22 protein-coding genes and 1 other RNA gene are annotated in these 21,643 nt (G+C 37.7%); 3 read left to right on the top strand and 20 right to left on the bottom strand.

The features are described from left to right. Positions 1 to 574: 574 nt before the first annotated feature. Positions 575 to 784, bottom strand: a complete 210-nt coding sequence (locus C231_RS0104015) for a hypothetical protein (RefSeq protein ID WP_018659370.1) — start codon at positions 782 to 784, stop codon at positions 575 to 577. 26 nt (positions 785 to 810) lie between these two features. Next, positions 811 to 996 carry a hypothetical protein gene (locus tag C231_RS0104010; RefSeq protein WP_018659369.1) on the bottom strand — a complete coding sequence of 62 codons (186 nt, stop codon included), beginning with the start codon at positions 994 to 996 and terminating at the stop codon, positions 811 to 813. Positions 997 to 1,106: 110 nt separating this feature from the next. Between C231_RS0104010 and C231_RS07800 the strand changes: the two genes are divergently transcribed. The 3 genes from C231_RS07800 to C231_RS08775 all read left to right on the top strand — a co-directional run bounded on the left by C231_RS07800 (position 1,107) and on the right by C231_RS08775 (position 3,153). Continuing rightward, complete coding sequence (locus tag C231_RS07800) at positions 1,107 to 1,820, top strand: Abi family protein (protein WP_083912511.1); 714 nt, start codon at positions 1,107 to 1,109, stop codon at positions 1,818 to 1,820. A gap of 200 nt (positions 1,821 to 2,020) precedes the next feature. Continuing rightward, complete coding sequence (locus C231_RS0104000) at positions 2,021 to 2,800, top strand: Arm DNA-binding domain-containing protein (RefSeq protein ID WP_169333935.1); 780 nt, start codon at positions 2,021 to 2,023, stop codon at positions 2,798 to 2,800. Next, positions 2,797 to 3,153, top strand: a complete 357-nt coding sequence (locus C231_RS08775) for a tyrosine-type recombinase/integrase (RefSeq protein ID WP_026314346.1) — start codon at positions 2,797 to 2,799, stop codon at positions 3,151 to 3,153. The genes C231_RS0104000 and C231_RS08775 overlap by 4 nt, the downstream gene beginning before the upstream one ends. A gap of 138 nt (positions 3,154 to 3,291) precedes the next feature. Here the strand turns inward: C231_RS08775 and ssrA are convergent. The 18 genes from ssrA to lgt all read right to left on the bottom strand — a co-directional run bounded on the left by ssrA (position 3,292) and on the right by lgt (position 21,642). Next, positions 3,292 to 3,652, bottom strand: a transfer-messenger RNA (tmRNA) gene (ssrA, locus tag C231_RS08410). A 279-nt stretch (positions 3,653 to 3,931) separates the two neighbouring features. Continuing rightward, the gene (locus C231_RS0103985) at positions 3,932 to 4,615 is read right to left on the bottom strand and encodes a histidine phosphatase family protein (protein WP_018659366.1); all 684 of its coding nucleotides are present in this window, start codon (positions 4,613 to 4,615) and stop codon (positions 3,932 to 3,934) included. 76 nt (positions 4,616 to 4,691) lie between these two features. After that, entirely contained in the window at positions 4,692 to 5,162 is a 471-nt protein-coding gene (gene smpB / locus C231_RS0103980) for an SsrA-binding protein SmpB (protein ID WP_018659365.1), read from the bottom strand. An 8-nt stretch (positions 5,163 to 5,170) separates the two neighbouring features. Next, entirely contained in the window at positions 5,171 to 7,465 is a 2,295-nt protein-coding gene (gene rnr, locus C231_RS0103975) for a ribonuclease R (RefSeq protein WP_018659364.1), read from the bottom strand. An 86-nt stretch (positions 7,466 to 7,551) separates the two neighbouring features. Continuing rightward, positions 7,552 to 7,782 (bottom strand): preprotein translocase subunit SecG, encoded by a 231-nt coding sequence (gene secG, locus C231_RS0103970; protein WP_018659363.1) that lies wholly within the window; start codon positions 7,780 to 7,782, stop codon positions 7,552 to 7,554. 170 nt (positions 7,783 to 7,952) lie between these two features. Further along, the gene (eno, locus tag C231_RS0103965) at positions 7,953 to 9,245 is read right to left on the bottom strand and encodes a phosphopyruvate hydratase (RefSeq protein WP_018659362.1); all 1,293 of its coding nucleotides are present in this window, start codon (positions 9,243 to 9,245) and stop codon (positions 7,953 to 7,955) included. Positions 9,246 to 9,301: 56 nt separating this feature from the next. Further along, positions 9,302 to 10,837, bottom strand: a complete 1,536-nt coding sequence (gene gpmI / locus C231_RS0103960) for a 2,3-bisphosphoglycerate-independent phosphoglycerate mutase (RefSeq protein ID WP_018659361.1) — start codon at positions 10,835 to 10,837, stop codon at positions 9,302 to 9,304. After that, positions 10,830 to 11,591, bottom strand: coding sequence for a triose-phosphate isomerase (gene tpiA / locus C231_RS0103955; protein ID WP_018659360.1), 762 nt, complete (start codon positions 11,589 to 11,591; stop codon positions 10,830 to 10,832). The genes gpmI and tpiA overlap by 8 nt, the downstream gene beginning before the upstream one ends. 17 nt (positions 11,592 to 11,608) lie before the next feature. Further along, positions 11,609 to 12,796, bottom strand: coding sequence for a phosphoglycerate kinase (locus C231_RS0103950; protein WP_018659359.1), 1,188 nt, complete (start codon positions 12,794 to 12,796; stop codon positions 11,609 to 11,611). A 72-nt stretch (positions 12,797 to 12,868) separates the two neighbouring features. Continuing rightward, entirely contained in the window at positions 12,869 to 13,864 is a 996-nt protein-coding gene (gene gap / locus C231_RS0103945; protein WP_018659358.1) for a type I glyceraldehyde-3-phosphate dehydrogenase, read from the bottom strand. A 47-nt stretch (positions 13,865 to 13,911) separates the two neighbouring features. Then, positions 13,912 to 14,937: a sugar-binding transcriptional regulator gene (locus C231_RS0103940; protein WP_018659357.1), complete on the bottom strand. Its 1,026-nt coding sequence runs from the start codon at positions 14,935 to 14,937 to the stop codon at positions 13,912 to 13,914. 165 nt (positions 14,938 to 15,102) lie between these two features. After that, complete coding sequence (clpP, locus tag C231_RS0103935; RefSeq protein ID WP_018659356.1) at positions 15,103 to 15,696, bottom strand: ATP-dependent Clp endopeptidase proteolytic subunit ClpP; 594 nt, start codon at positions 15,694 to 15,696, stop codon at positions 15,103 to 15,105. 71 nt (positions 15,697 to 15,767) lie between these two features. Then, a complete protein-coding gene (gene whiA / locus C231_RS0103930) occupies positions 15,768 to 16,694 on the bottom strand; it encodes a DNA-binding protein WhiA (protein ID WP_018659355.1) in 927 nt (308 codons plus the stop codon). A gap of 58 nt (positions 16,695 to 16,752) precedes the next feature. Next, positions 16,753 to 17,763 carry a gluconeogenesis factor YvcK family protein gene (locus C231_RS0103925; RefSeq protein WP_018659354.1) on the bottom strand — a complete coding sequence of 337 codons (1,011 nt, stop codon included), beginning with the start codon at positions 17,761 to 17,763 and terminating at the stop codon, positions 16,753 to 16,755. After that, entirely contained in the window at positions 17,760 to 18,647 is an 888-nt protein-coding gene (gene rapZ / locus C231_RS0103920) for an RNase adapter RapZ (RefSeq protein WP_018659353.1), read from the bottom strand. The genes C231_RS0103925 and rapZ overlap by 4 nt, the downstream gene beginning before the upstream one ends. A 174-nt stretch (positions 18,648 to 18,821) precedes the next feature. Further along, complete coding sequence (gene trxB, locus C231_RS0103915) at positions 18,822 to 19,733, bottom strand: thioredoxin-disulfide reductase (RefSeq protein ID WP_026314345.1); 912 nt, start codon at positions 19,731 to 19,733, stop codon at positions 18,822 to 18,824. Between the two features lie 35 nt (positions 19,734 to 19,768). After that, complete coding sequence (locus C231_RS0103910; protein ID WP_018659351.1) at positions 19,769 to 20,779, bottom strand: NAD(P)H-dependent glycerol-3-phosphate dehydrogenase; 1,011 nt, start codon at positions 20,777 to 20,779, stop codon at positions 19,769 to 19,771. 23 nt (positions 20,780 to 20,802) lie between these two features. After that, a complete protein-coding gene (lgt, locus tag C231_RS0103905; protein ID WP_018659350.1) occupies positions 20,803 to 21,642 on the bottom strand; it encodes a prolipoprotein diacylglyceryl transferase in 840 nt (279 codons plus the stop codon). Between the last annotated feature and the right edge of the window lies 1 nt (position 21,643).

The raw sequence follows: 21,643 nt of genomic DNA, 5'->3' as shown, positions 1-21,643 counted from the left end.
GTCGGTAACCGTCAACCGTTGCTTTTCTGCGGTTCTTTTTTTCCCATTTACGGCTAGCTCTCAATTGTGCTTCACTCGTTTTATTTGTCATGACGATCACCCTTCTGTTTCACTTGTAGGTATAATAGATACAATAAAATAAGTGTAATGATTTGTGCCATTTGCATTTTCCCCTTTCTTTATTTATAATAAGGGTATGGGAGAGCTCTATCTCTCCCATACCCTTTAGACGATTAATTTCCTAGCTGGTGATTATCGTCTTTTTTGTTGCCTTTTTCTAACTCTTTATAAGTTAGATATGCGATATACGCAGTAATTAGATTTGGCAACGATTCAATGAACGCCGTGACAAGTTTTGTTATGTTGTCTTCATTCAAAATAGTGAACATCAGTTAAACTTGTGTAAACAATCAATAAACAGTGTAACAACAACGTTTTTATAAATGTGTATTCATATACATAATCATGCGTATATATACATTATCTACAAACATATCTACAAACATTTTGCTCGCCAGCATGATTGAAAACAAAGCGCATCTTAGATATTAGATACGCTTTTTTTGTTTGATTTCTAATGAGTTTTATACAAGGTTTCCGCAACCTTTTGTAATATTCTTGCTTTCCCAATCGTTAAATTTTCAACATCTTGTTTTTTCGTTCTCATCAAAGTGATATAACTTCTAGAAATTTTATTGTTTGCTTCTTTTTCTATTGCATATGTAGAAACACTTTTATCTTCAATCAACTTTTTAATTAAACCTACATTGATTTCATCCGACATGCTATTCCTTCTATTATTCGTCTTTTTTAATTTTCTGATTTTATTTTCAAGCGGCGGTCTTTTATAAGTTGCTCAAGTTCTTGAAGATCTTCTGCATTTGCTCTATTTCTAATGAATCCACGTGCAGCGGATCTTGCATTTAAATATCGGGTATATTCACGATTTTTTTCTTGCCATCTTTTATTTGCTTCTGTTTGTGAATTGCTTTTCATTTTTATTTACCAACTTTCTTTTCAATTTTTTGTATTTTATAGTTAGATAGCCTAAATATATGGACATGGTTATTAAAACAAAAAGCAATGCTAAAATAACGATTGATTGAATTTTCATACTATATAATCTAGCGTCAATCGATACTTATATAAGAGAATTTTTACTGTCGCTATGTTTAGACATTGAGCACACTTCGAAAACGATGTTAATGACTGATATCACATATAACAACCAAGAAGATGGATACCATATCGTAGACTTATTTAAACAAAAATGCCCTCAAAAATATAACAGCATTTATGATCATTATAAAGTAAACACATACTTAAAAGATATGTTCATAAAAACATATGGTTCGCCGCTCCCTATATGGGCACTACTGGAACTTGTAGATTTTGGAGCATTTACTATGATCCTAGATCTGTATATCAAAGAATATAGCATTAGAAAAAGCAAGGTTAACAATCTAAGTAAAAATCTTCGCTATGTAAGAAACGCTTGCGCTCATAACAACGTATTTTTACTAAATGTATACAACTACAAGAGTAACTATATTAAAAGACCGACACACTTATCAAAACAAATTGCAAGCAAGTCAGGAGTTCAAGAAATTAATAGATTTTATAATAAGCCCCATGATGTGTTAATTCTTTTTTGGATTCATAAAACAATATGTTCTAACGCACTAAACGTTAGGAGACACCATGACGGACTTAAAGTAATAGAAAGAATCAAAAAGAGTGAGGAAAACTATAAAAATAGTGATTCGTTATTAAGATTTTTCTCACTTCTTAACAAAATGATTGACTTATTGCACGCATAGTCGTATCATTATAAAGAGGAAACAACGAAAGTTGGCTTGCTAGCTTAATAGCGGTAAGTTATGGCGTGCTTACGGGCGCGCCTTTTTTTATTTCATTAAAACAAAAACACACGCCCTGCTCCCCAGCAATCTGCGTGTGTTTATACCAAAAAGCCCTTTTAAAAGGGCTTTTTATGTTATTTATTATAGAAGTATCTAACATGGGCTTTTTGCAGAAAATTAAAGAGTGGCAATATCAAATTAGTTATAAAGACGTTGATGGAAAATATCGAGAACTCTCATGCAGCGGTTTTCGAACAAAAACAGAAGCTATAATCGAAGCGGAAGAAAGAAAAAGACGTTTAAATTTGGGATACTCAGACGCTAGTTTGAATGGCGAACTAACCTTTATCGAATATTTAAGAAATTGGTATGATATCTTCAAGCGTCCTAATCTATCACCCGTAACAAACGATCGAAACAAGTTTTTTATGAAAACTATAGAAAAATACTTCAACAATATTAGACTAGACGAATTGAACAAGAGCGCTTATCAACAGAAAATAAACGCTATGGAGGCGAAATATGCAAAAACAAGCGTAAATAAAATGAATATATTATGTGCAGAATGTTTATCGCATGCAACCTATGAAGGACATATTAAAAGAAATCTCAGCTATAATATCAAAATATCTGGCAAACTTTCCGCACCAGCATCCAGCAAATATTTAGAAATCGAAGAGGCCGAGAAACTTCTTAAAGTTTTAGAAGACGAATATCAACCTAGTTACACCGCTCGTGGTATGTGTATTGTTTCTTTAAAGACTGGAATGCGATTAGGTGAAATTATGGCTCTCACGCACGACACTATAGATTTTGAGAAGAATACCATCCACATCACGAAAAGTTGGGATTACAAAGTTACAAAAGATTTTTTCCGCCAAAGACTAAAAATTCAATGCGCGATGTATCTATCGACGAGAAAACAAAAAGACTGTTGAAAAGCTGTATCCTTTACAATCAAAAAAGATATTTAAAGACGAGTATCAGACCCCGACACCAATTTGTATTTTATGGCATTGATTTTCAACCCGTTTCACATGCAGCAATTGCTAAAGTCATGAATTGGGCATGCAAAAAAGCAAATATTAAACGTATTACTTTTCATGGTTTACGTCATACTCATGCATCCATTTTATTGCATAAAAAAATCCCAATCGAATATATTTCAAAACGATTGGGACACGCCAGCACATCAATTACATTTGATACTTATTCACATCTGACTAAAGAATTTGAAGAACAAGAAAATGAAAAAACTGTAACGTTCTTAAATCAAATAAATGCAAAATAAATGCAAAATGATTTTATATTCTATTTCGTTTTATTCTTTTCTCATAACAAAAAATACACCGCTAACTTCATAAATTAGTGGTGTATAGCTATTCTTACCCATCGTTTAACAAGGGAATGCTTGTTCTCTTTTATATTAAAATGGAGCTGAGGGGAGTCGAACCCCTGTCCAAACATATCGTCACTTCAACTTCTTCGCTCATAGTTAATCGATTTAAATTTCGCGAGGCAGTAGCCGATTAACAAGCATCCTGCTTTGCTAGTCTGATGATCTCTTCTGAATTTTACAGGCGGAAAAATTCAGCGTATCCCACTATTAAATGAGACCCGCATAAGCACATGGGCGATACTTACTTGGATCAGCAAGAACTGCTTAAGCAGCTAATGCTAAATTATTATCTTTGTTTGCAGTTAAGTTTAAACTGAGCGTTTTAGAGTAGACGCAACCTACTAAGCGCTATTGAAGCTCGATCTATGCCTGTCGAATCCAGAACAGCCCCCTAATCGTATAAGCTATCATATCACAGATTAACATTAGAATCAAAAATCACTATAAAAATCCCCCTAAATGAATCATTTTGTCCATTTAGGGGGGAATAAGAATTTAAGCTTCTTCACCGTCATATAATAAACCATGGCGATTTAAAAATTCTAGGACAGATAAGATAACAGCGGCAATAGAGACTATTTTTTGCATCCGTTTCAAGTTTTGAGTTGATAAGAGTTTTCGCATTGATTAACGTAAAGGACGGATCCTTTACTCCTCCTCTCTGATAGATTTATTCTTCGATAAAATGAGATACATCGCCATAAGAGTCTAAGATATATTGTCCATTTTCATAACGAACTTTTGAGACACTTGCATTGAGTAGTGGCTCCGCTGCTGGGAGATCTGGAATTAGATTTTCTAAAATGACATGGATAGCTGCACCATGTGCCACTAGTAAAATGACATCACCAGTATCGCGGTGGCGATCTATGAGTTCGATCAGGCCTTGTTCTACACGTGACCAGAATTGCATGAATGTTTCGGCGTGGCCATAGGGGTCAATTTTATTAAAAGTATTCATATGTTCTAATGCGCCGATCGTTTTGAATAGATCTTCGGCTGTTTCCAATCCGAGAGCTTCGACAACTTTTTGGTATGCGACAGCATCATATTCTCCTTCAAATGATCCGAAGAAAATTTCACGAAATTCAGGCATCGAAATAATGGGCATGTCAGGATCTGTCTTTTTATTTTCTTCCAAAATAATCTCTGCCGTATCCAGTGTTCGTTGTAAGTCGCTCGTGTAGACAGCATCGAATTTTACATCTGCTAGCCCTCTGCCGCTAGCATGTACGCCTTTTTCGCCGTCTGAGGTGAGCGGTGTATTGGCCCATCCTTGCATCCGTCCGTACAAATTAAAATACGTTTGCCCATGGCGTACAAAATAAATCGTAACTCCTTTTGATTCTTTCATGCATACGACCTCCTATAATTTTTCACACCTTTATTTTAACAATAGTAGTTACGGCGTTTCAATTATTGCATTCCAATTAACTGCGGTTACGTGCAGCCAATGCACGAGAAATATCACGTTCTTGTTCACGGCGTTTAATTGTTTCGCGTTTGTCTTGGCGTTTTTTACCTTTTGCAAGTCCTAACAATAATTTTGCAAAACCATTTTTTAAATAGATACGTAACGGAACTAAGGTATTCCCTTCTTGTTGAACTTGACGATAGATTTCATTAATCTGTTGGCGATGCAACAGTAATTTTCGTGTACGCAAGGGATCATGATTGAAGCGATTGCCTTGTTCAAAAGGTGCAATATGTACATTATACAAAAAGACTTCATTTTGGGTAATGCCAGCATAACCGTCTACTAATGACACGCGGCCAGCACGAATTGATTTTATCTCTGTTCCTTTTAAGGCAATGCCCGCTTCATAAGTGTCAAGTATCTCATAATCGTAATGGGCTTTTCTATTCTGAGCGACCACATTATCCATCTTTTTTTTGGACATGCTAACACCTACTTTCTACGTTTTTTTACTTGATACATTTTTTTACTTTTTTTGTTTTGTGAAAGTTTTTTTCTTTGATGATCTTTTGGCTTTTTAAGGGATACTTTTTTCTTTTGATTTTTTGATGTTGTATGTTTATTTTCGTTTTGTTCTTCGATCAGTTCAAAATCAATTTCATATTGATTAATATTAACATCTGTCACCTTAATTTTTACGGGTTGACCAATTTGATATACTTTTCCTGTCCGTGTGCCGACCATCATCAAATGTTCTTCAATAAATTCATAATAATCATCTTTCATATCGGAAGCACGAACGAGTCCTGTAATGGTATTGGCCAGTTGTACAAACATACCAAAATTAGTAAGAGATACAATCATTCCATCGTATTGTTCACCAATTTTATCTGCCATATACTGTGCTTTTTTCAAGTCATCAACTTCACGTTCTGCATCAATTGCGCGCCGCTCAGCTACCGATGTGTCGTCCGCAATTTCTGGTAATTGCGCTTCAATCGCTTTTATTTTTTGTTTGCTTAATTTATGGGCATATTTATGAATTAACCGATGTACTATTAAATCAGGGTAACGACGAATTGGAGCAGTAAAGTGCGTATAATATTCAGTAGCTAGACCATAATGTCCTAAAGGTTCCACGTCATATCGTGCTTGCTGCATCGAACGTAGCAAGAGCATATTAATCACTGGAGCACTTGGTTCATCTTCAACTTGTTCCAATATTTTCTGCAAAGTTTTTGGTTTCACTTGATCTTTTTGTTTGGCAACTTGCAAACCAAATCGTGATGCAAATGTAATAAAACGTTGCATTTTGTTTGCATCTGGATGCTCATGCACACGATATAAGAAAGGAAGATGCTGCTTCTCATAATGTGCTGCAACCGTTTCATTCGCTACCAACATAAAGGACTCAATCAAGCGCTCTGCTACAAGACGCTCTCTTAAATAGACTGCCACAGGATGCCCTTGCTCATCTAATTCGAACTCAATTTCAGGCGATTCAAATGACAATGCACCGCGCTGATAGCGACGTTTTTCAAGAATATGATGGAGTGCTGCCATTTGTTCGACTAGTGGCTTAATTTCTGCATATTCTTCTATCCATGCTGATGACACATCTGGTGACAATAATTCATTGACTTCATCATATGTGAGGCGCCGATTGGAATGTATCACGCTTGGCGAAATGTCATAATGAATGACTTCACCTTTTTTATTAATTTCCATTGAACAAGTCATTGTTAATCGGTCTACATTAGGATTCAATGAACAGAGACCATTTGAAAGCTTGGGAGGTAACATCGGAATAACCCGGTCAACTAAATAACTGCTCACACCTCTTGCATAAGCTTCCTTATCTAGTGCTGTTCCTTCTTTCACATAGTAAGAAACATCCGCAATATGAACCATCAATTGAAAATGGCCATTATTTAAGGTTTGGATGCTGATGGCATCATCTAAATCTTTTGCGTCGGCACCGTCAATTGTTACTGTATAATGATCGCGATAATCCATGCGCCCTTCATATTCTTCAGATAAGACATCATCAGGAATCTTTTCCAACTGGGTCAAGACTTCAGGAGGGAATTCTGTATGAATGTGATGTTTTAAGGCAATGGAAGTGATCTCTACTCCTGGATCATTGATATGTCCGAGAATTTTTCTAGCTGCTATGATAAATTCACGAGAATTTTCATCAGGATATTTTATAATATCTCCTAAGACGACTTCACCTTCTACAGGGTGTAGTCCTTTTTTTGAAAGGAAAACAAGATTTTTCTGTAATTTACGATCATTAGGCATAACAGTCCCATAAAAACTCGTTGATGAGGTGATTTTTTCGTCATCACTTTTAAAGACACCAATAATTTGCTGCATATCGTGAGCAATTATCTTAACCACACGACCTTCTGCTGATTTATTTTCATGGACGCGCGCTTCTTTAATGACTTCAACCTCGACAGTATCACCATTAATTGCACCTAGTGTACCTGATGCATTGACAAACACATCTTCTTCAAAATCTTCCACTTCTACAAACCCGAATCCCCGATCCGTTGCTCGAAAGATACCCGTAAATATTTTTGGCTGTCCATATAATGCAAAGCTTCCATCAGGCAAGAGTTCAATTTTCCTTTCAAGTTCCAACTCTGCCAGAGCTTGAACAAGCTTTTTAAACGCTTTAGCAGCTTTCATGTCTAATATCGCCGAAAAATCTTTAACAGATAAGCTTTTTGCGGGATCTTTTTTTAATAATTCGATAATTTTAATTTTTAATTTTTTCACACGTCTACTCCTTTCCATGAGAATCTATCATTCAATAAAAAAACCTATCGGTAAGACGACTCACCCGATAGGCCAATAGAGCATTTTTATGCACTCATCTTAATCAAGACTAGAGCGCAAGCAAAAAATAATATCAAACAAACAACCGTTACTCGAATGAGCACCGCTTCAAAGCCACGTGCTTTTTGCGTTCCGAATAGATTTCCACCGCTTAAAAAAGCGTTCGATGAATTTTGGTTTTTCGTAGGTTGAATGGCTATGACAAGAATTGAAAAAACGGATAATACTAACATTAAATTTAAAAGAATTGAATTCATTCACGTGCCTCCTCTGATACATTGTCTACTGTACCATAAATCCAGCAGACATTCCATCAATAATCTGTAAGTTTTTAAATGTATCCTACTAATTATAACAAAAAGAAACGCACAAAAAAAGAGTGAACGTTAAATAAACGTTCACTCTTTTTTATTCTAATACTTAATCATTATAGATTGTAAAAACTATCCAAGCCATCAAAACGTGCATCATCACCAAGTTGTTCTTCAATTCTTAAGAGTTGATTATATTTTGCAATACGATCTGAACGTGAAATTGAACCTGTCTTAATTTGACCTGCGTTAAGAGCTACTGCAATATCTGCGATGGTTGAATCTTCCGTTTCTCCTGAACGGTGCGACACAACGGCTGTAAAGCCAGCTTTTTTAGCCATTTCAATTGCATCAAATGTTTCTGTCAATGTTCCAATTTGGTTGACTTTGATAAGAATGGAGTTCGATGCTTTTTCTTTGATACCACGTGCAAGATATTCAGTATTTGTAACGTAGCTGTCATCACCAACTAATTGAATGCGATCGCCGACGCGTTCGGTAAGTTTTGCCCAACCTTCCCAGTCATTTTGGTCCATACCATCTTCAATTGATAAGATTGGATATTTATTTACTAATTCCTCAATATAGTCAATTTGTTCGTCCGCAGTCAGTACTGGTGCATTCTCATCTTGGAAGACGCGATAATCGTACTTACCATCTTTATAGAATTCACTTGCAGCGATATCAAAGCCTAAGAAGACATCTTTACCAGGCTCCAATCCTACATTTTTGATTGCTTGAAGAATTGTTTCGACTGCGTCTTCTGTACTATCAAAGCTTGGTGCATATCCTCCCTCATCACCTACGGATGTTTCAAGACCACGTTTTTTCAATAGTGCACCTAATTCATGGAAGACTTGTGCACCCCAGCGTAATGCTTCTTTGAATGAAGAAGCACCCACAGGCAAGATCATAAATTCTTGGAAAGAAATTGGTGCATCTGAGTGTGAACCACCATTAACAATATTCATCATTGGTACAGGTAAAGTTTTTGCATTGATTCCACCAAGATAGCGATAAAGTGGTAGACCTAGTTCATCTGCTGCTGCATGTGCAACTGCTAAAGAAACACCTAAGATTGCATTTGCGCCAAGTTTCCCTTTGTTAGGGGTACCATCTAGCGCAATCAACGCACGGTCAATTGCCACTTGATCTAATACGTCCATACCAATTACCACATCGGCAATAGGTCCATTTACATTATCAACAGCCTGTGTAACACCTTTTCCACCATATCGTGCTTTATCACCATCGCGCAATTCCACCGCTTCATGTTCTCCTGTGGAGGCTCCTGATGGTACGATGCCACGTCCAAATCCGCCCAATTCAGTAAATACTTCAACTTCTACAGTAGGATTACCTCGTGAATCCAATACTTCGCGTCCAATTACATCAATAATCATTGACATTTTATGACCACTCCTTTTTCTTTTAACAATATTTTTGGTTTAAATCATTGACTTTTTTAATCTTCATGTTGAATTAATGACTGTCCTGTCATCTCAGCAGGTTGAGCAATGCCCAGCAGTTCCAACATTGTCGGTGCAACATCTGCCAAAATACCATCTTTACGTAAGGTTATGCCTTTTTTCGTAATGATAAGTGGGACAGGAGTCGTTGTATGTGCCGTATGAGGGCGTCCTTCTGGCGTAAGTTCTGTTTCTGCATTTCCATGGTCGGCAAAAATAATTGCAACACCATCTTTAGCTAAAATCGCGTCCACCACTCGGCCCAAATTATCATCCGTTGCTTCAACGGCCTGAATTGTTGCATCTAATTTTCCTGAATGACCCACCATGTCAGGGTTCGCAAAGTTCAAAATAATCGCGTCATACTTATCAGCCTCGATGTCCGCAACGACAGAATCAGCTACTTCATAAGCACTCATTTCAGGTTTTAAATCATAAGTCTCCACTTTAGGTGATGGAATTAATGTACGCTGCTCTCCAGCAAATTCTTCATGAATGCCACCATTCATAAAGAATGTAACGTGCGGATATTTTTCCGTTTCAGCAATTCGAAGTTGCTTCATTTGATGTTTTGCAAGAACTTCACCTAGAACATTTTTTAAAAATATCGGTGGAAACACTACTGCAGCCTTGATATCATCGCGATAATTCGTCATTATTATTAATTGAACATCTTCTGGCACATGACCGCGGTCAAATTCATTGAAATCCTTCTCCACGATAGCACGTGATAGCTGAATCGCACGGTCTGGGCGGAAATTAAAGAAGAATATTGCGTCATGATCTTTTATTGTCGCAACAGGTCGTTGATCTTTTTCAATAACTACAGGGACAATAAATTCATCCATAACTTCTTTTTTATAGCTATCTTTTACTGCCGTTACAGCATCTGGCGCAACTTCTCCAACGCCATGATAAATCGCATCATAGGCTTTTTTGATACGTGGCCAACGATTATCGCGGTCCATCGCATAATAGCGACCACTAACGGTTGCTATTTCACCTAGACCAATTTTATCAATTTCATCTTGTAATATTTCTAAGTAACGAATTGCTGAATCTGGTGGCACATCGCGCCCATCTGTAAATGCATGAATATAAACTTTTTTCAGCCCTTGCTCTTTTGCTAACTGCAAAATCGCCGTCAAATGGCGCAAATGAGAATGAACTCCCCCATCTGATACTAATCCCATCAAGTGAAGTGCAGCATCATTATCTTTTACATTTTCAATAGCTTCAAGTAATGCGGCATTTTCTTGAAATTCACCGTCTTCAATCGCTTTATCAATTCGTGTAATGCTTTGGTAAACAATTCGCCCAGCCCCAATATTTGTATGCCCCACTTCTGAATTTCCCATTTGTCCTTCAGGAAGTCCTACCGCCAGACCGCTTGCGGTCATCGTAGCATGAGGAAATTCGTTCCAATAGCGATCAAAGTTAGGCTTTCTTGCTTGATTGACTGCATTACCATAATTTTCTTCGCGATGACCCATTCCATCTAAAATAATAATCGCTACGGGTGCTTTACTCATCTTCTGTCGCCTCCAAAAGTTGCAAATAAGAAGTTACATCTAAGCTTGCACCACCAACAAGCGCACCATCAATGTCTGATTGCTCAAGCAATTCTCTAATATTACTTGGTTTTACAGAACCACCATATTGAATACGTACCGCTTCTGCCAGTTCATGTGTATATAATTTACCAATGGTTTGGCGAATGGCGTGGATCGTTTCGTTTGCTTCTTCGCTAGTTGCCGTTTTACCAGTTCCAATTGCCCAGATCGGTTCATAAGCAATCACTACTTTTGGTAAATCATTTTCTGATATCTCTTGAAGCGCTTTTTCAACTTGAGCAGAAACAATGGCTTGCGTTTTACCTGCTTCATGTTCATCTAAAGTTTCACCAACACAAATAATTGGTATCATCCCGTGATTTAAAATGGCATGAGCTTTTTTGTTGACTTCTTTATCTGTTTCATGAAATAGTTCACGACGTTCAGAATGTCCGATAATAACATAATCAACGCCTAAATCAGCAAGTGCTTTGGGACTTGTTTCACCAGTATATGCTCCTTCATCTTCAAAGTAGCAATTTTGTGCAGCAATTTTTAATTTTGTTCCCTTTGTTAATGCTTTTAAATGCGCCACGAATAGATTAGGTGCTCCAATGACTGCATCAACAACTTCTGCCGAAGGAACTTTATCCATAACAACTTTTACAAAAGCTTCGGCTTCAGCGAGTGTTTTGTTCATTTTCCAATTTCCTGCGATAATCGGTTTTCGCATTTTATCACCTCGTTATCTTATTTATCAGAAATTGCAGCAATTCCAGGAAGTACTTTACCTTCTAAATATTCTAGACTAGCACCACCGCCTGTTGAAATGTGGCTAATTTGATCTTCGTAACCTAATTGTTGTGCTGCTGTAGCAGAATCACCACCACCAATAATTACAATGGCATCTTTCAAATTCACTAATATTTCACATAATTCTTTGGTACCTTTTGCAAAATTAGGCATCTCAAATACACCCATTGGTCCATTCCAGACAACCGTTTTAGCACCTTGTAATTCTTTTTCAAAAAGTTTTAGGGTTTCAGGGCCAATATCTAATCCTTCAAATCCTTCAGGAATATCGCCAGACACTACTTTACTTGGTGCATCATTATCAAATGCTTGTGCTACAACTGTATCAACAGGTAAGACAAGTTTACCGCCTGCTTTTTCCATAATTGATTTTGCGAGATCTACTTTATCTGCTTCAAGTAAGGAATTACCGACTTCTTTACCTTGCGCTTTAAAGAATGTATAAGCCATTCCGCCACCGATCAATACTTTATCTGCTTTATCTAATAAATTTTCGATGACACCGATTTTATCTGAAACTTTCGCGCCCCCTAAGATTGCAACAAATGGGCGCTCTGGATGATCTACTGCACCGCCGATAAATTTAATTTCTTTTTGAATGAGGAACCCGACAGCAGAATCCAAATGAGAAGCGATGCCCACATTTGAAGCATGTTCCCGATGTGCAGTACCAAAGGCATCATTGACAAATACGTCGCCCAAGCTGGCCCAATATTTTCCAAGTTCAGGATCATTTTTGCTTTCTTTTTTACCGTCCAAATCTTCAAAGCGTGTATTTTCAAACATTAAGACTTCTCCTGGTTGAAGTTGCGCAACAGCATGTTCTAATGCTTCACCACGCGTTTGAGGAATAAAGGTTACTTCTTTATTCAATAGTTCGCTTAAACGTTCTGCAACAGGTTTCATAGTGTTTTTAGCTTTATCTTCTTCTGTTTTTATGCGGCCTAGGTGTGAAAACACAACAATTTTTCCGCCTTTTTCCAGAATATAATTCAAAGTAGGAAGAGCCGCTTGAATACGATTATCATTTGTAATTTTGCCATCTTTCATTGGCACATTAAAATCAGCACGTACTAAGACTGTTTTTCCATCTAATTGTAAATCTTCTACTGTTTTTTTTGCCATTATTTTTCCTTCTTTCTATGTCCTTATAGAAAAAGGCAGGAAGCGCGATGCTTCCCGCCATTATTTAACACGTTATAGCGTTGTCATGTGTTCTAATAGACGAATCATATTACCTGTGAATCCGTACTCATTGTCATACCATGCAACAGTTTTTACTAATTGGCCATCTTCGCCTTCAACAATTTTTGTTTGGGTTGCATCAAAAATTGATCCAGCAGGGAATCCAATAATATCTGAAGAAACAATTTCATCTTCATTGTATGCAAATGAATCTGAAGCTGCAGCTTTCATTGCTTTATTTACTTCTTCTACTGTAACATCTGATTTAAGGACGGAATATAATTCAGTAACTGATCCAGTAATTGTAGGAATACGTACTGCAGTACCATCTACTTTACCATCTACTGAAGGAATTACTTTACCTACTGCTTTAGCTGCTCCTGTTGATGCTGGAATAGCGTTAGCAGCGCCAGCACGACTTTTACGTCCGCCAGGTGCATCTTGTAAAGATTGTGTTGCTGTATAGGCGTGGATTGTTACCATCATACCGCGATCTAGTCCGAATTCTTTTTCCAAAACATTTACCATCGGTGCAAGGCAGTTTGTTGTACATGAAGCAGCAGAGACTACTTTATCATCTGCAGTTACAATATCTTCATTTACGCCGAATACAACAGTTTTAGTCGTTTTATCTTTTGCAGGTGCTGAAATTAGGACACGTTTTGCGCCTGCATCCAAATGTGCCTGAGCTTTTTCAGCATTGTTATAAAAACCAGTACATTCTAGAACAATATCAATGCCTAAGTCGCCCCATGGCAATTTGCTTGCGTCAGGCTCTTCGAATGCTTTAATTTCTTTGCCCCCAACAATTAAGCTATCGTCACCTAATTCTACTGTATGCGGGAAGCGTCCTTGAGCAGTGTCATATTTCAATAGATAGGCGAGATCTTCGTTGCTCGTTAAGTCGTTGATTGCTACGACTTCCAAATTTGTATCGACTTCTAAAATACGACGAAGTGCAAGACGTCCGATGCGTCCAAATCCGTTAATTGCTACTTTTATTGACATATATGATTTCCTCCTTATAGAAATCTATTTTATATTTTTTAAGGGTATTATTTCCCTTTTAAAATCCATTTTGCTGCCGCCTCATCCGTCACTAACCATGCATGATCAGGTGCTATTCGCATATGTGCTTCAATTGCAGGAGCTTTTTTTATGCCACCTGAGACAATGAGTACATGCGGGACACTTGAAAGTGTCTTAAATTGAAGTCCAATATTCGATAATTTATAAATGACTTCACCTTTCGTATTAATAAATTCTCCAAAAGCTTCTGCCACAACCTTATGTTCAAGCAAATAGTTAATCACTTCTCCTGGTAAGCGGCGACGTTTTGCCATTTCTATGGGCTCACCAATACTATATAAAACAACTGACGCTTTTTCAACTAGTTGTAATGTATCATGGATGTCTGGGACATTTATGATACTAGAGTAAAGTTGCGGTTGGACATAATTCGGAGCATATAGGCGACGACTTTTTGAGTGATATTTATTCGCCATTGTCTGAGCAATCTCATTCGCTTCTAGTGTGGGTTCTTCATTCAATCCTCCACGCGCCGAAACAAAGATTAAGTCTTGCCCATCTGCTGGATAATGTTCTTCCATTTGAACAGCGACCATCTTCATCGTTGAGCCACCAGTAACCGCAATGATAGTCGCATCATGCGTGATAAATTGCTCAAGAATGGCATTCGTCTTTTTGCCAAGTTGCTCAAATGCAGCATAATTATCGTCAACATTTCCCGGAATAATAATGCATCTTTCAATTCCTAAATGTTGCGCTAATTCCTGTTCCATCTCATCACTCATTGCTTTCTCTTTAATAAGTGACGCTATTTCAATCGTTGCTTCTCTTCCTGAAGTTGTCAACTTCATTCCATTTGCATCGACCTGAATAAGTTGCACATTTTTCAAGAAGTCTATTTTTTTTCTTAAAGAGGTCTCTGAAATTGCTAATTTTTTTGATAAAGTACGCCGTCCTATTGGTTCATCATCACGAATCGTTTGAAGGATTTCAAAACGTTTCATCATTTCTTGATAGATATCTGGCATATATTTTTCTATAATCGTTAGCATTTTCACTCCTCCCTAACAATTTCATTATATCGCACACTGGGATATAAGTAAACCCTATTTCAAAGATTATGTGGGGCGTTTTTCATCCAACTGTATGAGTACAGCTCTTATTTTTAAAACAGTTGATAAAAAGCGAACCTTTAGCTAAAGGTTCGCTTTTATTTGTCATTCTAAACTTTTTGTATTTTCAATAATTTGGTCAATTAATCCATATTCTTTGGCAATATCTGCCGTCATAAAATTATCACGATCAGTATCACGTTCAATTACTTCAATGGGTTGACCTGTGTTTTTCGACAGAATTTCATTCAATCTTGCTTTTGTTTGCAAGATATGGCGCGCAGCAATTTCAATCTCAACGGCTTGACCTTCTGCTCCGCCTAATGGTTGATGAATCATAATCTCTGAATTAGGTAGGCTAAAGCGTTTGCCTTTTGCACCAGCTGCGGCTAACACGCTTCCCATTGATGCGGCTAAACCGATCACAATGGTCTGAACATCTGCATTCACAAAGTTCATCGTATCATAAATGGCAAGACCGGCAGTCACACTTCCACCCGGTGAATTAATATAAAGATAGATATCTTTATCTGGGTCTTGTGCATCTAAAAATAGCAGTTGTGCCACAACAGAATTGGACAATTGGTCATCAATCGGTCCACTAAGCATGATAATACGGTCTTTTAAAAGCCTTGAATAAATATCATATGCCCGTTCTCCACGTGGCGACTGCTCAATGACTGTTGGAATTAAATTCATGTAAGTTTTCCTCCTAAAGTTATTCTAAATGTATCATACTGGATTGGTCAGTCTTGGTCAAATATAAAGTTTCAACGATACGTATCTGCTAATTCTCTCAGTTTCCGCAAGCGATGATTGACTGCACTTTTTGAAATTTTCTTATCGGGATAGAGTTCCCCTAGCTGCTTCAAACTTGCTTCGGGGTTTTCTAGACGCAAGTAAGCAATTTCTTTCAAATGTGTCGGAAGGGTGTGCAACCCGACCATTTCATCAACTAATGTAATATCTTCGATTTGTTCTTGTGCTGCATTTACCGCTTTATTAATATTTGCATTTTCACAATTGACCAAGCGGTTGACGGAATTTCTCATATCACGTACGATACGGATATCTTCGAACTTGAATAAGCTATTCACCGCACCGATTACACGCAAGAAGTCGGCGATTTTTTCTGCTTCTTTTATATAAACAATATATCCACCATTTTTTCTTTGAAGCGATTTTGCATTTAAATGAAAGTGGTTAATCATTTCTAATAAATCATTATTATGCTCTTCATATGGAGAGTAAATTTCTAAATGATAGCGCCCTGTTTCTGGACTATTGACCGATCCTCTAGCTAAAAAAGCACCTCTTAAATAAGAACGAGCTTTTTGGTCATCTTCTTTGAATTCTTTAGGAATTCCGCCATGATAAAGCAGACCATCTAAAATTTTTAGATCCGCTAAAATAGGTTGGCTACCACTTCTTAAACGGATAATATAAACATTATTCTTTTTTAATTTCATTTTTTTGCGAACAATAATTTCCGACTGTACCTCATAGTGTCTTTTGATTAAAGTGTACATTCGTCGTGCAATGGTCGCATTTTCTGTTTCAATATTCAAAAGCCATTCGCCATCTATTTTCTTTAAGATGCCATTTAAACGAATGAATGCCGCAAGTTCTGCTTTCGCATGCTCATAGTGAACAGGTAAACGTGTAAGCTCATTTTTTACTTCTGCTGCATATGACATGCGATCACCTCTTTTCTTGCATTTATATTAATGATCCACATTTCTTCTTCGCTTATCATTAATTTCTTCGTATATTGGACGTCACTTGTGTAAAGATTTCTTCGGCAACCTTTTTGCCATCATGATAGACACCATTTTTGGTCACATTTAAGAAATTATCCGAAATAACTAGATCTGCTTCTTCTTTTACTCCGGAAAAATCATGACGCACTGGATATAAATATTCTTCATTATCTGCTTTCATAATAAATTGTTCGGGTACTTCACCAATGTTCACCAAAGCAATATCGATAAATTTCTTACCTAAATGGCGATGCAACACCCGTAGATGGTCCGCATCACTGAAATTCTCAGTTTCTCCCATTTGGGTCATAATATTAGCGATATATAAAACGCGTGCGGGTGTCTGACAGACGGCTGTTGCTATTTCAGGAATCATTAATGTTGGTAAGATACTTGTATATAAAGAGCCTGGACCTAAGACTACCAAGTCAGCATTCATAATAGATGAAACAACTTTTCGACCAGCTTTTATATCATGAGGGGTACCAGTTGCACCTGAGACTGTAACACGTTCAATAATTTTGTCGGGACGTGCAATTCGCGATTCCCCAGAGCCAACCGTCCCATCTGTATATTGTGCATGTAAGATGAGCGGCTCATCACTTGCTGGATACACATTTCCACGCACTTGCATCATGGCAGAAAGCAATTGAATGGCCTGATACATACTACCCTGAAGCTCGCTTGCTGCTAAAATAATCAAATTTCCCAAAGCATGCCCATCCAATGACTTATCTTCAGAATGAAAACGATATTGAAAAATATCACGCTGATATTTCGATAAATCACTCAATGCAACAAGTACATTGCGTATGTCGCCTGGTGGGACGATATTGAACAATTTTCGCAATGCACCACTGCTACCTCCATCATCAGCTACTGTCACAATGGCTGTAATATCTGCGTTTTTATTTTTTAAACTTTCCAAGACAACAGGCAACCCTGTGCCGCCTCCAATCACTGCGATTTTTGGTCGTTGTGAATGTGGAATATATTCTTTTATCATGAGCGCACCGTCGATTCTTTTCTTCGATTAATATCTCGATGAGAAACATTCACTTGATAGCCATCAACTCCCAGCTTTCCACTTACTCTTTCGGCAAGCGCGACAGAGCGGTGCTGGCCTCCTGTGCATCCGATCGCAATCGTTAAATTACTGCGGCCTTCTCGTTTGTATCCAGGAACAATGTATTCCAACAGCCGGCTAAATCGCTTATAAAACTCTTCCGTTTCTGGCTGTTGCATAACATAATTGTAGACTTCGCTATCTAAGCCTGTTTTTTCTCGTAATTCTTCTACATAATGGGGATTCGGCAAAAAGCGAACATCCATCACAATATCGGCATCCAAAGGCATGCCATGTTTGAATCCGAATGACAACACATTGATGTAAAAGCTCGCCAAACTTTCATCATCTTTATATTTTTTGATGAGCTTTTCTCGAAATTGTCGTGGCGTTAGGTTTGACGTATTAAAATAGTCATTGGCACGATGTTTGATTGCTTTCAACTTTTCGCGCTCCAATTGAATTCCGTCAATCAATCGACCGCCTACTGCAAGAGGATGCGAGCGACGCGATTCCTTATAGCGAGAAACCAATTCTTGATCTTGGGCATCCAAAAATAAAATGCGTACAAATAGATTGGCATTGCGGCTTAATTGTGTCAGTTCTTTTTCAATTTCTTCAAAAAAATCATAAGAACGCAAGTCAATGACTAGTGCCACGCGATTCACCTGGCCGCTTTCTTGAATTAATTGCATAAAAGTCGGCAATAAACTTGGCGGCAAATTATCTACAGTGTAATACCCCATATCTTCAAAACTTTGCATGGCAACAGTCTTACCTGCACCACTCATTCCTGTAATGATGACTAACTCTAACGGTTTCATTCGGGTCCCTCCTTTTCTGTTACATCTTTATTATTATACCATAAAGTTCTAAGACAAGCGTTTAATTCTTTTATAAGGAATGCTCCCACCGCTTTCCAACTCTAGTATAATACGCTTCATATATGATCATGTCCAGTGCAAAACAAAAAGTGCTGGATCTTCAGCACTTTTTGTTTAGTTTAATGTTTCGATATATTTAAAAGCATAATCGCCCGCAATTGCTCCATCACCAACAGCTGTTGCAATTTGGCGCAAGACGGTCTGGCGCACATCACCTATCGCAAAAATTCCAGGTATTTTTGTTGCCATCGTCTCATCTGTTATAATCCATCCTTCGGCATCTGTTATACCTAAGTTCAAAAAAGGTTCACTATTTGGCAAAAGGCCTACATAAATAAATACTCCAGCTGTTGCAATGCGTGTAACTTCTCCTGTTTTAACATTGCGAACAATTACTGCCTCTACACTCTGTTTACCTTCAATACGTTCAACTACTGTATCCCATACAAAATTTATTTTTTCATTTTGGAAGGCTCTTTCTTGCAATATTTTTTTTGCACGAAGTTCATCGCGTCGATGAATAATCGTCACTTTATTTGCAAATTGTGTGAGATAATTTCCTTCTTCAACGGCACTATCACCGCCACCTATTACAACAATCGGTTCATCTTTAAAAAAGGCACCATCGCAAACGGCACAATAGGAAACACCGCGCCCATTCAATTCTGCTTCACCTGGGACATCTAACTTTCGATGCTCTGCACCTGTTGCGATAATAACCGTACGGGTACGATAGATTTTATTTCCAGCATGAACTTCTTTATATGACTGTCGGTCAACAACTTCTTTAACTGCACCAAAGTCGTACTCAATGCCAAACTTCATCACCTGTTCATACATATCAGTTGCAAGAATAGGACCCATTATCGATGAAAACCCAGTATAATTCTCAATTTCAGCCGTATTATTTAATTGCCCGCCCGGAATCCCTCTTTCAAGCAGTAATGTTTTTAGATTAGAACGCGCAGTGTAAAGCGCGGCCGTCATGCCTCCGGGACCTGCTCCAATTACTACTACATCATACATTGTTTCTGTCATTCGAACTTTCCCTTTCCTTACTTTTACTCTGATTTCTTCTCGCGGCGCATCAAGGTAACAATTTGCTTTCTTGGGTCAGCACCTTCATAAATTACACGATAAATCGCTGCAGTAATTGGCATTTCAACATGGAGTTCCTGCGCTAATTCATAGGTCGACTTCACTGTAAACATCCCTTCAATCGCCATTCCAATTCGCTCAGACAATTCAGTAGCAGGCACTCCTTGTCCGAGAAGTTTTCCTGCACGGCGATTTCGTGAATGTTCACTGCCACATGTTACAATCAAATCGCCAATACCACTCAATCCATCAAATGTTGAAGGATCAGCTCCTAAAGCTGCCCCAAATCGTTTGATTTCGACCATTCCGCGAGTCACTAATGCTGCCATAGCATTGTCACCATAACCTAATCCGTCCAAGATCCCTGCACCAATCGCAATGATATTCTTTAGTGCGGCACCAATTTCTACACCGAGAATATCCGAATTCGTATAGACACGAAAATCATCATTCATAAAAATATGTTGTACAAATTCAGCTGCCTTCATGTCTTGACTTGCCGCTGTAATCGAAGTAACATCTCCGACCATGACTTCTTCCGCATGGCTCGGACCAGAAAGTGCTACAATAGCTTGACGATTTTGCGGTGATAGTTCTTCTTCTAATATTTCAGAAATTCTTTTATGTGTTTTTTGTTCAATTCCTTTTGAAGCATGGATAATTAATTTTGGTTGTTTGATCATAGCATTAATCTGTTGTGCCAAACCACGAATTCCATTTGTTGGAATTACTACAACTAGCACATCACTAAAGTTGACCGCTTTTTTTAAATCAGTCGTTGCTTGAACATGCTCTGAGAGTTTACAATTTTTAAAATATTGTGAATTAGAATGCGTTTCATTTATTTCTTTTGCAGAAGATTCAGAAAGCGTCCAAAGTAAGACATCATGCCCATTTTCTGAGAGCACTTTTGCTAGTGCAGTTCCCCAAGAACCTGCACCTAAAATCGTAACTTTCTGGTGAGTTGTCGTCATAATTTCCTCCTTGAATGCATGGCCTATTTTATTCCTTCGCTATAATAAGGGGGGGTGATTAATGTAAAATAACGGCGTTTGACTAACGAAAATATTCCAAATAGCACCATAACCAGCGATACTAGCTGCGATATACGCAAGCTACCAATATACAAACTATCCGTTCGCATCCCTTCAATAAAAAATCTGCCTACGCCATACCATATGCAATAACTATAAAAAGCTTCTCCGCGAAGTAGCCATTCTTTTTTTAAACGAAAAACATAGATAAGGACAAATCCGATAATATTCCATATTGACTCATACAAAAAAGTCGGATGATAATAAATGCCGTCAATATTCATCTGCTGAATCATCCACTCTGGAAGATGTAATTTTTTCAAAAAGGAAAGTGATACTTCTGCACCATGCGCTTCTTGATTGACAAAGTTACCCCAGCGGCCAATTCCTTGTGCCAAAAGTAAATGTGGAGCAAGCATGTCCAATAAAAATAAAAAAGGAACTCTTTTTTTCTTCGCATAAAAATAAGATACCGCCGCCCCAGCAAGCACGCCTCCATAAATCGCCAAGCCACCTTCCCAGATGCGAATAATCTCTTCTGGATGTGCCATATAATAAGGTAACTCAAAAAGCACATAATAAATTCTAGCCCCTACAATCCCTAATGGAATTGCTATAAAAGATAAATCAATCATAAAGTCATCTGGAAGAGCAAATTTTTCAGCTTCTCTTTGAGATAGAGTAATAGCTAATATCATACCAACCATAATAATAATGCCATACCAATAAATGGTAATCGGTCCTATTTTAAATGCTTCTGGTTGAATGACACCAAGTAGGGATTTAATTGTCCATTGATTCATA

The sequence above is a fragment of the Allofustis seminis DSM 15817 genome (assembly GCF_000374325.1).
In the GTDB taxonomy this organism is placed as follows: Bacteria; Bacillota; Bacilli; order Lactobacillales; family Carnobacteriaceae_A; genus Allofustis; species Allofustis seminis.
Note: the sequence above shows the minus strand (reverse complement) of the source record. Positions and strands in the feature narration are given on the sequence as shown.